This is a genomic window from Enterobacter sp. BIDMC 27, assembly GCF_000534415.1.
Classification (GTDB): Bacteria; Pseudomonadota; Gammaproteobacteria; order Enterobacterales; family Enterobacteriaceae; genus Enterobacter; species Enterobacter hormaechei_C.
Window position 1 is genome coordinate 1,441,289 of the sequence record NZ_KI973178.1, and the last position, 14,123, is coordinate 1,455,411.

The 14,123-nt window shown below is 53.3% G+C and carries 12 protein-coding genes; 4 read left to right on the forward strand and 8 right to left on the reverse strand.

From position 1 onward, the window contains the following. Positions 1–125: 125 nt before the first annotated feature. Positions 126–1,130 carry a hypothetical protein gene (locus L463_RS24230; protein ID WP_023316365.1) on the forward strand — a complete coding sequence of 335 codons (1,005 nt, stop codon included), beginning with the start codon at positions 126–128 and terminating at the stop codon, positions 1,128–1,130. Here L463_RS24230 and L463_RS15690 read toward each other — a convergent pair. The 3 genes from L463_RS15690 to trpS all read right to left on the reverse strand — a co-directional run bounded on the left by L463_RS15690 (position 1,127) and on the right by trpS (position 4,991). Further along, positions 1,127–2,266, reverse strand: coding sequence for a class I SAM-dependent methyltransferase (locus L463_RS15690; RefSeq protein WP_023316366.1), 1,140 nt, complete (start codon positions 2,264–2,266; stop codon positions 1,127–1,129). The two genes, L463_RS24230 and L463_RS15690, sit on opposite strands and share 4 nt — an antisense overlap. Next, a complete protein-coding gene (locus L463_RS15685; protein WP_023316367.1) occupies positions 2,263–3,747 on the reverse strand; it encodes a DNA methyltransferase in 1,485 nt (494 codons plus the stop codon). The genes L463_RS15690 and L463_RS15685 overlap by 4 nt, the downstream gene beginning before the upstream one ends. Before the next feature lie 278 nt (positions 3,748–4,025). Continuing rightward, positions 4,026–4,991 carry a tryptophan--tRNA ligase gene (gene trpS / locus L463_RS15680; protein WP_050596929.1) on the reverse strand — a complete coding sequence of 322 codons (966 nt, stop codon included), beginning with the start codon at positions 4,989–4,991 and terminating at the stop codon, positions 4,026–4,028. 198 nt (positions 4,992–5,189) lie between these two features. Here trpS and fosA point away from each other — a divergent pair, with 198 nt between their 5' ends. Then, positions 5,190–5,615, forward strand: a complete 426-nt coding sequence (fosA, locus tag L463_RS15675; protein ID WP_032104356.1) for a FosA/FosA2 family fosfomycin resistance glutathione transferase — start codon at positions 5,190–5,192, stop codon at positions 5,613–5,615. On the opposite strand, the gene L463_RS15670 is transcribed toward fosA, so the two are convergent. Then, positions 5,601–6,608 carry a LacI family DNA-binding transcriptional regulator gene (locus tag L463_RS15670; protein ID WP_017383881.1) on the reverse strand — a complete coding sequence of 336 codons (1,008 nt, stop codon included), beginning with the start codon at positions 6,606–6,608 and terminating at the stop codon, positions 5,601–5,603. The genes fosA and L463_RS15670 overlap by 15 nt on opposite strands. A 185-nt stretch (positions 6,609–6,793) precedes the next feature. On the opposite strand from L463_RS15670, the gene L463_RS15665 reads away from it, so the two are divergent. Both L463_RS15665 and L463_RS15660 read left to right on the forward strand, forming a co-directional pair. Further along, on the forward strand, positions 6,794–7,882 hold the full coding sequence (locus L463_RS15665) for a cellulase family glycosylhydrolase (RefSeq protein WP_032104357.1): 1,089 nt from the start codon (positions 6,794–6,796) through the stop codon (positions 7,880–7,882). A gap of 45 nt (positions 7,883–7,927) precedes the next feature. Further along, positions 7,928–9,322 (forward strand): MFS transporter, encoded by a 1,395-nt coding sequence (locus L463_RS15660; RefSeq protein WP_032104358.1) that lies wholly within the window; start codon positions 7,928–7,930, stop codon positions 9,320–9,322. A 39-nt stretch (positions 9,323–9,361) separates the two neighbouring features. Here L463_RS15660 and L463_RS15655 read toward each other — a convergent pair whose 3' ends face one another. From L463_RS15655 to L463_RS15640, 4 genes are read right to left on the reverse strand one after another with little or no spacing between them, the layout of a single operon-like run. Further along, on the reverse strand, positions 9,362–10,183 hold the full coding sequence (locus tag L463_RS15655; RefSeq protein ID WP_023295858.1) for an alpha/beta fold hydrolase: 822 nt from the start codon (positions 10,181–10,183) through the stop codon (positions 9,362–9,364). Positions 10,184–10,213: 30 nt separating this feature from the next. Then, positions 10,214–11,833 carry an MFS transporter gene (locus tag L463_RS15650; protein ID WP_032104359.1) on the reverse strand — a complete coding sequence of 540 codons (1,620 nt, stop codon included), beginning with the start codon at positions 11,831–11,833 and terminating at the stop codon, positions 10,214–10,216. Beyond that, positions 11,830–12,237, reverse strand: coding sequence for a DoxX family protein (locus L463_RS15645; protein ID WP_032104360.1), 408 nt, complete (start codon positions 12,235–12,237; stop codon positions 11,830–11,832). The genes L463_RS15650 and L463_RS15645 overlap by 4 nt, the downstream gene beginning before the upstream one ends. Beyond that, a complete protein-coding gene (locus tag L463_RS15640) occupies positions 12,237–14,108 on the reverse strand; it encodes an amidohydrolase (protein ID WP_032104361.1) in 1,872 nt (623 codons plus the stop codon). The genes L463_RS15645 and L463_RS15640 overlap by 1 nt, the downstream gene beginning before the upstream one ends. Positions 14,109–14,123 lie beyond the last annotated feature (15 nt).

Consider the following 14,123-nt stretch of genomic DNA (forward strand, 5'->3'; position numbering starts at 1 on the left):
CATTGAAATCAATTAGATAACATCGTGTGATATCATCAAGATTGTCTGTGAGAAGTAATCAGACTAGATATTTGAATTACATTGAGAGATGATATCTACTGGTCATAGATTGATAGGTTCTAAAGATGAGCAGAAGGCAAGCATACACGAGGGTTGAAAGGATCAACTTCAATTTACCTGAACATGTTAAAGGTAAAGGTGATGTAGGATATCGCGTATTTGAATGCTTGAATCCACAATGTCGTAACATGATACAGATTCAAACTGAGGATTTACCACCTGATTTTGAGTTTGAATGCGAAGAATGCGGTTTTCAACATAAAGCAGGTGAGGTGATTAACATTTATGAATATAATTTAATTAATAATACAGAAAACCGTGTTATTGAAAATGGAGAGTTTTCAATATTGCATGATGATTATATAGCTGAAGCATTAGAGTATAAATATTGTATTATTTGCGGCTTATTAAAGCCTTTGCAATCTTTTGATATACACTCAAGACGTAAAACCGGTAGGCAGGGCGAATGTAGATTATGCAAGCATGTATATAATTCTATAAAAAATCAAACCAGATTGACTGAGCAGCATAGAGAAGCGTCTCAAAAAAGAAGACTATATGTGCAATTCGATTCTAAAAATAAAATTGATGTTAACGAGATATATAGAAGATTTGATAATAAATGTTTCAAATGTGGTTTGGATTTAAGTGCTGATTTAGTAGCCAACTCTGAGAAAAAAATGGGTAATTTGGATCATACATTGCCTGTATATTACTTATGGCCTTTGACTACTGATAATGCCACATTGCTCTGTAAAGTACATAATGGAGAAAAAGCAGAGAAATGGCCTGGGGAGTTTTATTCAAGGCAAGAATTGGCATCACTCTCAAGATTGACCGGGGTTGAAGCTCGTGTTTTGGCTGGGGCACCAATATTTAATCCAGAAGCAATTGATATTTTAAAAAATCCTAAATTCGTTGAAGGTTTAGTCGATAAGTTTTCCAGATATCCGAATGAGGTATATAATTTACGCAATCGAATTAAGAGAGTTACAGGGTTCGATTTCTTCGATAACCCTAATTTGAAAATTTCTGCTAATTGGGTTATCGAAGCCGATAAACTTATCTAATCTTTCGTAAAGACAAGGTACTGATGATGGGTTGTCGTGCCTTTGTCTTTAATTCCGTGACTTTCGCAATGTTCAACACTTTCGTCAAATATATCTATAAGGCTAAGATAATTACTACCAATTTTAGCAATTTGTCCTGCCATATCACTTTTTTTACTTTTACCAACGTGCATTAAAAAAACGCCATCTTTTTTTAAGCATTGTTGAGATTGTTTGAATATATTATCATATATTTCAAAGCTTTTTTTTTGAGTTTCGTCCACAAAATCTTTTGGCTTCGTTTGGAAGTCATCTTTTTCCCAACCAGAAAACCATAATCGCATCCAATTTGCTGAATAGAAACGGGTACTATCATAAAATGGAGGTGATGTTATAATTGCATCTAAATTATTTACTTCTTCAGGCCAACTTTTTGTAGAGTCCTGATAAAATACTTTGCTGCCAGTATCTGGGATATCATCAGAATTTTGCAAGACTCTTTCAACTTTTTTAATTAACTTTATAACTAAATTACTGTATATAAAATCTCCAGTAGGCGCGAAAGGTGTAATAGGATGGGACTTTCTACTCAATGCATACGGACGATTACCATGTAAAATATGTAATAAACATGACTGTACTAACGATTCAGATGCATCTAATTCACCTTTTATTAAAAAGAATTTACGAGCACACAGTATTTCCTTAAAAGTTTCAGGATGAAAATAGGATTCAATTGAACCATTAAACCTTATTAAATTATGTTCGTTATAATCTATTGAATTTTTGTTTTGATCAATAAAATCAGATAATTTATTGATTACCTCTTGAATTTCATTTTTACTTATAACTTCTAGTTTTGCACGTGAAATATTAACTGCTGCTGGACTAATATCAAATCCATATGCAGTATGACCAAGTAATCTTGCTTCGAAAGGAATGGTGCCAACACCTGAGAAGACATCTAATATACGTCCCTTACTTGATGGCATGAATGTATCAATTAAAGATCTAGCGATTGATGGTTTAAGTTTCCCTTGGTATGAACACATAGAGTGCCAGTTATGGCCCCAATTTCTCTTTACCATTTCACCTGATTGATGGGGTAATTCTTTCTTGAATTGCTCCCATTTTTTACTAAAATATTTATTTTTCATTTAAAAACCTGAACAGTCTGGACTAACTTTGTTCCATTGCGGGATTTTCGTTCACGAAGAATGACCCTTTCGTTCTCTTCAAAACCTAACTTTGACATCATTTCTTTCAAAATATCTTGTGTAGGGATGTAGACGTTACAATAAACAGAATCACCTAAATCTATACAGATAGTCGCATCATTAGTTAGTAATTTGGGGAGTTTTGATAAGAATTTGAACATGTCCCAAAAGTAGTTTTCAACCATCATTGAAATACGACTATCATACTCTTTTATGCTTAGTTCTTTAATACATTCAGATAATAATGGTATTTCTGAGATAATAGTATTATTTGAAGATAAGCTTTTACCTTTAGTTACATCGTTAATACCACTGGTAATAGCTAAATCCCTATAATGTCTTAGATCTGATTTGGTCTTTAATTTCCCTATAAACCAAAGTTCAATTTTAGTATTTCTAAAATAGTTTGTGCCATTTAAATATGGCGGGCTTGTTATTACAGCATCAATCAGGTTATTCCCAGATATTTCTTTGGCATCATCACATAAGAAGGTGGCTAAACCACTACCTTCCGTAATGTCTAATAAATCACTGGCAATTAATTCTAAGCTTTTTTGTACATGAAAGCGAAAGCCCTGGTTGCCTTTCTCTAATTCTTTTTGTGTCTTGAATCGTAAATCACCTCGTCTTACCAATAACGAGGAAGGGATTAACGATCTAATCCCTGCTATTGTCAGAAGTCTCTTAAGATTGTTATCTTCGATAGAGCTAATGTAACATTGATAACTAAGTATATCTTTAAATATGTGATCCTCAAAAAATTTCGTATTACCAAAAACGGATTTAAATGATTTCTCTAGATCTGTCTCGGTTGCAGAAGGTTTGAGTACATTAGTTATTTCATTAGAAATACAATAAAGTTCATTTACTAATTTTGTTTTTTCTTCTTCGCTTAATGTTAAAGCTATTAGTTTAGTTTCAATAATATATTGGCATAAAGGGTTTACTTCGCAGTAGTAATTATTTAAACCCTCTAAAACGGAAACAATGGCTGTTGTTCCAGAGCCACAAAATGGATCTAAAATTGTTTTGGCTTTAGGAGCAAATCGTGAAATCAAGCATTTCACAAATTCGGGAGAATAACCCTCTAAATATGGGTACCAATCATGCATTGGACTACCTTTGCCACCGCTAAAGGTTGATTGCAAACGCATAAATGATTTTTCATTTTTCTGATTCACAAATTTTTTTGCCAAAATATCTTTTATAAATGTTGACTTGCCTACATTCTTTTCATTTGCGATTGTTTCTAGTTTTTCATATGATTGTATGTCAATCATATCCCTCAGGGTGGCTGAACTTAAATGTTTGATATTATTGTATAAATTATATTCACTTTCAGAGAAAGCAATCGTAATCCCAGTCTTGTTAGCCGAGGAACATTTGTAATCTGAAAAGTAAATCTTCTTAGAAATCTGCATGTTAATTCATATTGTTGTGAAGAGTGTAACTAACATAGCATATGGGTAATGTGTTTTGAAGATCCAATCTGTAATTGAAGCGTTTTTGAAGGTAGTGATAATCAATTAAAACATAAATAATTCAGTAGGTTAACTGAGAAAAGATATTGTTTTTAATGCTATTTATCTCGCTTTACATGCAATTGCAAAGTTGATGAGTGGTGCTCATAATACTGTTCGATTATCATCAATCGGGACTGATGGTATCAATGATGGTATTATGTCCAATGTGGTAAATTTTAATCTCTTAAGATCATAAGGATAGTTGTGATGTTCGAGTCCGGCCTTCGCATCGCCATCAATTCCCCCTTGTCCTGCATATACATCGCCCTCCGCTCCCGCATCGGCGCAATCAGTTCCTGCAAACACGCCTCCAGCTCGTTCTTACATACCCGGTCACCCAGCCCGCCTGCCTGATAGTGCGCCTTCATCGCCGCCACTTTCTCCTTGTCCGGATGAAAAGCGTCGAGATACGTAAACACCACGTTCCCCTCAATCTGCCCCGGGTCGCTCACCTTCAGGTGGTTCGGGTCGGTGTACATGGCGCTGACCGCACGGTGAATGGTCTCTTCACTGGCCGAAAGGTGCAGCGTGTTGCCCAGCGATTTCGACATCTTGGCACCGCCGTCGATGCCGGGCAGGCGGCTGGTGTCGCTCAGCATCGCCTTGCAGTGGCGCAGCACCGGGGCGGGCAGCAGGCTATTCATCTTGTGCACAATCTCGTTGGTCTGCTCAATCATCGGCAGCTGGTCGTCGCCGACGGGCACGCACTTGGCCTTGAACGCGGTGATGTCCGCCGCCTGGCTGATGGGGTAGGCCATAAACCCGACCGGCAGCGAGCGGGCGAAGCCTTTCTGCACAATCTCGTTTTTCACCGTCGGGTTACGCTCCACGCGGGCGACGGTGACGATGTTCATATACAGCATCGTCAGCTCTGCAAGGGCGGGCAGGGCGGATTGCAGGCAGATCGTGGTCAGGTTCGGGTCGATGCCCGCGGCGAGGTAGTCGGCCAGCACTTCGGGGATGTTGTCGCGAATTTTTTGCGGGTTGCTGCCGTTGTCGGTCAGCCCCTGAAGGTCAGCAATCAGCACAAACTGGTTGTGGGTGTGCTGGAGCGCCACGCGCTGGCGCAGCGATCCGACAAAGTGGCCGAGGTGCAGCGGGCCGGTTGGGCGATCGCCGGTGAGGATGGTGGGTGCGTTCATAAAGACTCCTTAATGTGCAGTAGCCGAAAGGGTCTTAGAAAAGTGAAAGCCGCCTTTCGGCGGCTATCTGAAAATGAGGAAAACTACTCCGTGCCGCCTTTAAGAAGGCAGCCACCAGCGGTTTACGGTGAGCACGGCGTGGTTTATGTTCATCTCTTTACCGTACCATGTCCGGCGCGAAAAACAAAAGGGCACGTCATGCTGCAATCACTCAACCACCTGACCCTCGCGGTCAGCGACCTGCAAAAAAGCGTCACCTTCTGGCACGAGCTGCTGGGGCTTGCGCTGCACGCCCGCTGGAATACCGGGGCCTATCTCACCTGCGGCGATCTGTGGGTCTGCCTGTCGTACGACGAGGCGCGCCGGTACGTGCCGCCGCAGGAGAGCGACTATACCCACTACGCGTTTACCGTGGCGGAAGCGGATTTTGAACCGTTCTCGCAAAGGCTTGAGCAGGCGGGCGTCACCGTCTGGAAGCAGAACAAAAGCGAGGGAGCATCGTTTTACTTTCTCGACCCGGACGGGCACAAGCTGGAGCTGCACGTGGGTAGCCTCGCCGCGCGGCTGGCGGCGTGTCGCGAGAAGCCCTATGCGGGCATGGTGTTTACCTCAGACAAGGCTTGAGGCGCGCACCTTCAGCCTGCCCGCCAGCGTCACGTGCGTGGCGGCATCTTCCTGATTGCACAGGTACTCCACCGCCAGCCGTCCCAGCTCGCTGTAAGGCAACTGGATGCTGGTCAGCGGCGGGGTGAGCTGCTCGGAAATCTTCTGGTCGTCGTAGCCCGCCAGCAGCATATCCTGCGGAATGCGCACGCCGTTCACCGCCAGCGCCTGGTAGCAGCCGATCGCCAGCCAGTCGCTGGCGCAGAAGATGGCGTCCGGGCGCTCGGCCAGTTCCAGCAGCGAAGCTGTCGCGGTAAAGGACTCGCTGAACTGCCAGTTGGTCTGGCGCACCAGGCCGTCGTCGCACGCGAGTCCGGCCTGCTGTAATGCTGCCTGGTAGCCCGCCAGACGCTGGCGCGAGGCCTCCATCCAGCTCTCGCCGGTGATGTGGGCGATGCGCGTGGCGCCGCAGGCGATGAGGTGTCTGGTAACCTGGAAAGCGTTGGCGTAGTCGTCCGGAATAAACGACGGCAGCAGCGGCGAGCCGGGGTCGCGCTGGTTGAGCAGCACCAGCGGGATGCGGGTGCAGTCCTGGAATGCCGTCATATCGACGACGTTCGTGACCGGAGAGGCAAGGATAATCCCGATGCAGTTGCGCTTGTCCAGCTGACGGATGATGTTCAGGGCCAGCTCCACGTCGTCGCCGTAGTCGTAGACGGTGAGCAGGGTCTCGTTGCGCCACGCCGCTTCCCGCGCCTGGCTGATGGCGTCGATAAACGGGTCGAAGCTCTGCATGGAGCTGACCAGCAGGGCGATCTCCTCCTGGTTGCGCGGGGCGTGAACGGCGGGGAGGCGGTCGTAGCCGAGCTCGGTAGCCACATTAATCACCCGCTGGCGGGTATCGTCGCTGAGCTTAATGTTGCGGGACTGGTTAAGCACCAGCGATACCGTCGCCTGCGACACCCCTGCCGCCCGCGCAATATCGTTCATCGTCACTTTTGTTTTTCGCTTCATCCGTCCTCTCCCTTTCGCGATTTTGCATCATACCCTAACCGCACGCTTTAGCGCCGTCGATCACGTTTCTCATCCATCGAAGCGTGAACTTTGTGAGAGGCGTCGCTTTTCTGAGCGCCGCGATTTGCGCATTTATTCTGCAACTAATATTTATTAGCTAAACATTATCAGTAAGAGGATGCGTAATGAAAGAGCAGTGGAGCAGGGAGCAGGCACAGGCGTGGTATCAGCAAAAAGGCTGGCTGTGCGGGTTTAACTATCTGCCGTCGACGGCGGTGAACTGGACCGATATCTGGCAGGAAGAGACCTTCGATGCCGAAACCATCGAACGCGAGCTGGGCTGGGCGGCGGACGCGGGCTATAACACCCTGCGCATCAACCTGCCGTTCATCGTCTGGGAGCACGACCGCGACGGGCTGATGACGCGCATCGACCGCTTTTTGACGATTGCCGACGGTCACGGGTTCAGCACCATGCTGACCCTGATGGACGACTGCGGGTTCTCCGGCGACGAGCCGTACCTCGGCCCGCAAAAGCCGCCCGTACCGGGCAAGCACAACAGCCAGGCGGCAGCGAGCCCGGGACGCGATAAGGTGTGCGATCGCGACTGCTGGCCACAGATTGAGCGCTATATCCGCGACGTTGTGCGCCAGTTCCGCGAGGATAAGCGCGTATTGCTCTGGGATCTGTATAACGAGCCGGGCAACCGCGGCATTTTCGCGACCGGCACGCAGGAGGTGTTGTACGACGAGAAGCTGGAAACCTGCGCGCACGAGTTGATGAAGCAGGCGTTCCGCTGGGTGCGTGAGGAAGACCCGACCCAGCCGCTCACCATCTGCGCGTGGCGTCTGCCGGCGGAAGAAGAGGGCGAGACGTTTTACCAGCACCCGCTGGACCAGACCGCGCTGGCGCTGTCAGATGTGGTGAGCTACCACGCCTATACCAATACCGGGCGCATGACGGCGATTATCCAGCAGCTTCAGGCGCTGGGCCGCCCAATCTTCTGCACCGAATGGCTGGCGCGTCACGTGGGCGGCACCATCGAAGAGCAGCTCCCGCTGATGTACATGGCGAAGGTCGCGCCGTATCAGTGGGGGCTGGTGCGCGGTAAAACCCAGACCTGGCTGCCGTGGCCGGTAGTGATGAAGGAGTCCACGGACTACTGCCGCCTGTGGTTCCACGACGTGTTTGAGGAGAACGGTATCCCGTTCTCACGCGCTGAAATCGCGCTGATGAAGAAGCTGCGCAAAATCGCCCCGAATCCGCAGGGCTAATAATAATGACCCGGCGCGCTGTCGCCGGGCAACCAGGTACGCACTATGGCAATGACAATGAAAATACCGTCTCGCGAGTTGTGGTCTTACTTTGGCTATGGTTTAGGTCAGTGTTTTAGCTTTGGTTTAGTGGGTTCGTTTATTAACTATTTTTACACCGACGTGCTGGGGATCTCGGCGCTGGCGGCAAGCACCATCTTCCTGATTGCCCGTGCGTGGGATGCGGTTCACGATCCGCTGTTTGCCAGCATTATGGACACCATTAACAGCCGGTTCGGCAAGTTTCGCCACTTTTTACTGATCGCCCCGCTGCTGATCACCGGGGTCACCCTGCTGGCGTTCTATAAAATCGAAGCGGACATGACCACCAAAATCCTCTACGCCGGGGTGACGTATATCCTGTGGGGGACGCTGTACGCCATCTCCGATATCCCGTTTTGGTCGATGTCATCGGTGATGACCAACGACTCCGGCCAGCGCACCCGCGCGGTGACGGCGGCGATGCTTGGAGTGAACGCCGGGATCGCCTGCGCCAACATCTTCTTCCCGAAGCTGGCGGCGTTCTTTGCCCAGTACAGCAACGATAAAGGCTACTTTATGGCGGCGCTGGTGATGATGCTGGTGGGCCTGCCGCTGATGCTCAACGGCTTTATGCAGATCAAAGAGCGCGTGCCGCCGAGCCCGGAAAAGGTGACGATGCGCGACACCTTCCACAACCTGCGCCAGAACAAGCCGCTGTTTATCGTCCTGCTGTCGTTTTTTTTCTGCGTGTTCCATAACGTGGCGGGCGGTCTCTATATCTACTTCTTTATCAACAATATGGGCGACGGCAGCCTGCAAATGGCAATTGGCGTGATGGGGATAGTGGCGGCGGTGCTGTGCCTGGTCGCCCCGCTGCTGACCCGTCGGATGCAGAAGCGGAAGCTGTTTATGATCCTCTGCGGGCTGGACGTGGCGGTGCGCGTGGTGATGTGGTTCACGGGCTATCAGCACACGGCGTTGCTGTTTGTCCTGCTCGGCCTGAGCACGCTGTTCGTGATGATGACCAACATCCTCACCTCGTCGATGATTGCCGACACCATCGAGTATGCGGAGTATCACACCCACAAGCGCTGCGCGGCGATCACCTTCTCCGGGCAGACCTTTACCGGCAAGATGTCGGTGGCGGTGGGCGGCGGGCTCATCGGCGTGTTTCTGACGATGATCGACTATGTGCCGCAGGCACAGGCCCAGAGCGACAGCGTGCTGGCGGGGCTGTTCTTCGGGATTTGTTTGTTACCGGCGATAGGCTCGCTGATTCGAATGGGGTTTATGTCGCGCTTCACCTTTACCGAGGAGAAGCATGCGGAGGTTTGTCGGCTGCTGGCGGAGCGGAATGCGTCTGCGAAAGCGCCGGGTGGCGGCTGCGCCTTACCCGGCCTACAGGACCAGCCCTTGTAGGCCTGATAAGCGAAGCGCCATCAGGCTTCGCGTAATGACTTACAGCGACTTTACAAACGCCAGCAGATCTTCGTTGAGCTGATCCTGGTGGGTCAGCGCGAAGCCGTGCGGCGCGTTGTCGTACACTTTCAGCGTGGCGTTTTTGATCATCTCTGCCGCCAGCTTGCCGGTCGTTTCAAACGGCACGATCTGGTCGTTGCTGCCGTGGATCACCAGCGTCGGCACGTCGATTTTCGCCATATCCGGGCGGAAGTCGGTTTCGGCGAAGGCGGTTACGCAGTCGATGGTGCCCTTCAGGGACGCCAGCAGGGCGATGTTCAGCGTCTGCGTCAGGGCACCGGCAGAAACGGTCTGCCCGGCGTTGGTGCCGTAGAATGGGGTAGCGAAATCGCTGATGAACTGGGCGCGATCTTTACGCAGTCCGTCGCGAATCCCGCTGAACACGCTCTGATCGACCCCTTCCGGGTAGCTTTCGGATTTGCCGAAAATGGGCGTTACCGCGCCCAGCAGGGCAAGACCGGCCACGCGTTCGCTGCCGTAATTGTTGATGTAGCGCGTCACATCGCCGCCGCCCATGGAGAAGCCCACCAGCGTCACGTCGCGCAGATCCAGCGTGGTGATCAGGTCGTTAATGTCGGATGCAAAGGTATCGTAGTCATAGCCGTTCCACGGCTGATCTGAACGTCCAAACCCGCGACGGTCAAAGGCGATGGTGCGGTAGCCGCGCTCGGCCAGGTGGTTCAGCTGGCTGTCCCACATATCCCCATCCAGCGGCCAGCCGTGGCTGAAAAGAACCGGTTTGCCCGCGCCGCAGTCTTTGTAATAAATCTGCGTACCATCTTTTGCCTTAAACGTTGCCATAGTGTGTTCCTCTACAGGTGATTGTTATGTTCAGACCGGCGCGACCAGATAACGAATTGCCGGTGATGTTGTGCCCTGATGAAAAGCCAGAACGCGGCTCTGCAACAGGAGGTCATTCATGGTGTGGCGCTCCTGCTGGCGCAGATGCTCGATCCAGGAACCCATCAGGAAGGTTTCGATAAACAGACCCGGACGTTCAATATCTTCGTACACCGCCCAGCTCATCGCCCCGGCGCGGCGGCGCACCCGGCGTAGCTCGTGCACGGCCTGCAAAAACGCTTTCGCGTTCTGCGGGTCGATGATGTACTCATGCGAGACCAGCACCGGGCCACGCTCGTTCGGGAGTTCAATCTCCACCCCGTCCAGCGGCTGCCCGCTCAGGTCGAGATTTAAATCCGGATCTTTCTCCAGCTTCCAGCGGAACACCGTCATGCTCGCCAGCACCATCCCCAGCGTGGCGACAACCAGCGAAGCCGGAGTGCCGAACTGCGAGGCGATCTGGCCCCAGACGGCGCTGCCTGCGGTCATCGAACCGAAAAAGACCGTCAGATACACCGCCAGCGCCCGGGCTTTTACCCAGCGTGCGGCGCTGCGCTGCGCGCCAAGGTTGAGGGTGGAGAGCACCGCAATCCACGCGAAGCCGGTAAAGAACTCAAACAAGTTTAGCAGCCAAAAGTGACGTACAAATGCCAGCGCCAGCATGGTGATCGCAAACGTCAGGCTGGCGGCCACCATCAGCCGATCGGCGTTCAGCCGCTGGCGCAGACGCGGCAGCAGGATGGCCCCGGCAATGGCGCCAAGGCCGATACACGCCAGCATCACGCCGTAGCCCGCCGGGCCTAAGCCCAGCTCGCGGCGCGCCACCAGCGGCAGCAATGCCCAGCCCGCGCTGCCGAAAACAAAAAAGGCCACGGTGCGCACCAGCACGTTGCGCAGCACCGGCGCGGCGTGCACGTAGCGAATCCCGGAGCGCACCGCAGAGAAGAAGTGCTCCGGTGGCAAACGCTGCATGGACGGTGCCGGACGCCAGCGCCACAGCACCCACGCCACGCCCATCACGGACAGCGCGTTCAGGGCAAACACCATCCACGGCCCGGCAAGCGACAGCAGAAAACCGCCCAGCGCAGGGCCAATTGCCCGGCTGATATTGACCCCGAGCGAGTTAAGCGCCACGGCGGAACCCAGCTCGGACTTGCTCACCAGGTCAGGGACAATCGCCTGAAACGGCGGCGAACTCATGGCCGCACCCACGCTCAGCAGAAACGTCGCCGCCAGCAGAACGGTGGGGGTGACGTGTCCGGTAAAAGAGAGCAGCGTCAGCCCGGCGGCGGCAATGAACACCCACAGCTGGGAGAAGAGCAGGTATTTACGTCGATCAACGATGTCCGCCATCACCCCGGACGGCAGGGCGAAAAGGAACATCGGCAGGCTGCTCGCCGCCTGCACCAGCGCGATATCCAGCGGATCGGCGCTGAGCGTCAGCATGCTCCAGTTGATACCGACGTCGCTCATCCATGAGCCGACGTTAGAGACCACCGTGGCGATCCACAGCATGCGGAACACCGGCTGGCTCAGCGGCTGCCAGGGTGAAACCGCGGGGGCGGGCGTCGTCTCGACGTGTGCGTCGCGAACGTCGTTTACCTGGGTCATGCGAACCTCTCCGTTGTTTTAGGCTGCACTCGCCACTGGCCCGGCCCGGTAAGGGCGAGGGTGGTGAAGATAATCAGCAGCAGCCAGCCAAACTGCCCCTCGGCAATCGACCAGTTCGGGTGGACCGCCAGCATCGCCACCAGCAGCACGGCGATAATCGGCAGGCACGCCAGGCGGGTGTAAATCCCCGCAATGATAAACAGCGGGCAGATCACCTCGGCGACGATCGCCGGGATCAGACTGGCATACGGCCCAAAACCAAACGGATCTTCGATGCGCGTCAGCTCTTCGCTGAAGTGCAGCACCTTCGGCAGACCGTGCACGTAAAGCAGCAGCAGACTGCCGGTCAGGCGCAGAAAGAACAGCCCCGGATCGATCCGGGGCGAAGCGTCATTTTGTTTCATCAGAATGCAAAGCAGCTGCAACCCAGCGCCCCCCAGAAAGCGTTATCGTCGGATACCGGCATCTCTGACGTGCGGGCAAAGTCATGCTGGTGGTTGTGAACCCCGCACGGGCCGCTACAGTGGTGAGCCACACTCATACCCACGCGTGCGGCCTGCGGCGGCGCGCTGCGGTAGTGGCCCGGCACCTTCACCACCGGGGACCACTCGGGCAGGACCGGAATGGCGGGCGGCGCGAGTGGGCCAAAAGCGCCTGCGGCATAGACGATATCGCCGTTCACCACGGTGAGGACGGACTCGATGCCCTTGATCTCCTCCTCCGGCACGCGGAAGTAATCTTTGCTGAGCACCGCCAGATCCGCGAGCTGGCCAGCTTTGATCTGCCCCTTCTGGTTCTGCTCGCTGGAGAACCACGCGCTGCCCTGGGTCCAGAGCATCAGGGCGGTATCGCGATCCAGACGGGCGCTGTGGTCGTACATCTGCATCCCGCCGACGGTGCGGCCGGAGACCAGCCAGTAGAGCGCGGTCCACGGGTTATAGCTCGCCACGCGGGTGGCGTCCGTCCCTAAGCCCACCGGCACGCCGGTCTCGAGCATTTTCGCCACCGGCGGCGTGTGGCGGGTGGCTTCGATGCCGTAGCGCTCGGCAAAGTATTCCCCCTGGAAGGCCATGCGGTGCTGGACGGCAATGCCGCCGCCGAGTGCTTTGATGCGGTCGATGTTAGCCTGGGTGACGGTTTCCGCATGGTCGAAGAACCAGTGCAGCCCGTTGAACGGAATGTCGCGGTTCACCTTCTCGAAGACGTCCAGCATGCGGCTGATGGATTCGTTGTATGTGGCGTGCAGGCGGAACGGCCAGCGGTACTCCACCAGATGGCGCACCACGCGCTCCAGCTCGTCCTCCATGCCCGGTGCGAGATCCGGGCGCGGCTCGAGGAAGTCTTCAAAATCGGCGGCGGAGAAGACCAGCATCTCGCCCGCGCCGTTGTGGCGGAAGAAGTCGCTGCCCTGGCCCGGCGTAAGCATGTCGGTCCATTTTTCAAAGTCTTCCAGCTCGTGGCCCGGACGCTGGGTAAACAGGTTGTAGGCGATGCGGATGGTCATCTGCTTTTTCTCGTGCAGCTCGGCAATCACCTCGTAATCTTCCGGGTAGTTCTGGAAGCCGCCGCCCGCGTCGATGGCGCTGGTCAGCCCCAGACGGTTCAGCTCGCGCATGAACTGGCGCGTGGAGTTAACCTGCTGCTCCAGCGGCAGCTTCGGCCCTTTCGCCAGCGTGGCGTAGAGGATCATGGCGTTCGGACGGGCAATCAGCATCCCGGTCGGGTTGCCGTTGGCGTCGCGCTGGATCTCCCCGCCCGGCGGATTCGGCGTGTCTTTGGTGTAGCCGACCACCTTCAGCGCGGCGCGGTTGAGCAGGGCGCGGTCGTACAGGTGGAGGATGAAGACCGGCGTATCCGGCGCGGCGTCGTTAATTTCGTCGAGGGTCGGCATGCGGCGCTCGGCGAACTGGAACTCGCTCCAGCCGCCCACCACGCGCACCCACTGGGGCGACGGCGTGCGCAGGGCCTGCTCTTTTAGCATCCGCAGGGCGTCGGCGAGCGACGGCACGCCTTCCCAGCGCAGCTCAAGATTGTAGTTCAGCCCGCCGCGAATGAGGTGCAGGTGCGAGTCGTTCAGGCCGGGGATGGCGGTGTGGCCTTTTAAGTCCACCACCTTAGTGCCGTCGCAGTGGTGTTGCATCACCTCGGCGACGGTACCCACTTCCAGAAATTTTCCGTCGCGCACGGCAACGGCTTCCGCGACAGGATTCTCGCGATCGACGGTGTGAAACTGGCCGTTAACCAGAATGAGATCGGCTTTACCGAGGGTAACCATAATAGCTCCAGACTA

Excerpts from the sequence above, each read along its gene's own strand:
- L463_RS24230 (WP_023316365.1), top strand. The coding sequence starts at position 126 with ATGAGCAGAAGGCAAGCATACACGAGGGTTGAAAGGATCAACTTCAAT.
- L463_RS15690 (WP_023316366.1), bottom strand. The coding sequence starts at position 2,266 with ATGAAAAATAAATATTTTAGTAAAAAATGGGAGCAATTCAAGAAAGAA.
- L463_RS15685 (WP_023316367.1), bottom strand. The coding sequence starts at position 3,747 with ATGCAGATTTCTAAGAAGATTTACTTTTCAGATTACAAATGTTCCTCG.
- trpS (WP_050596929.1), bottom strand. The coding sequence starts at position 4,991 with ATGAACGCACCCACCATCCTCACCGGCGATCGCCCAACCGGCCCGCTG.
- fosA (WP_032104356.1), top strand. The coding sequence starts at position 5,190 with ATGCTGCAATCACTCAACCACCTGACCCTCGCGGTCAGCGACCTGCAA.
- L463_RS15670 (WP_017383881.1), bottom strand. The coding sequence starts at position 6,608 with ATGAAGCGAAAAACAAAAGTGACGATGAACGATATTGCGCGGGCGGCA.
- L463_RS15665 (WP_032104357.1), top strand. The coding sequence starts at position 6,794 with ATGAAAGAGCAGTGGAGCAGGGAGCAGGCACAGGCGTGGTATCAGCAA.
- L463_RS15660 (WP_032104358.1), top strand. The coding sequence starts at position 7,928 with ATGGCAATGACAATGAAAATACCGTCTCGCGAGTTGTGGTCTTACTTT.
- L463_RS15655 (WP_023295858.1), bottom strand. The coding sequence starts at position 10,183 with ATGGCAACGTTTAAGGCAAAAGATGGTACGCAGATTTATTACAAAGAC.
- L463_RS15650 (WP_032104359.1), bottom strand. The coding sequence starts at position 11,833 with ATGACCCAGGTAAACGACGTTCGCGACGCACACGTCGAGACGACGCCC.
- L463_RS15645 (WP_032104360.1), bottom strand. The coding sequence starts at position 12,237 with ATGAAACAAAATGACGCTTCGCCCCGGATCGATCCGGGGCTGTTCTTT.
- L463_RS15640 (WP_032104361.1), bottom strand. The coding sequence starts at position 14,108 with ATGGTTACCCTCGGTAAAGCCGATCTCATTCTGGTTAACGGCCAGTTT.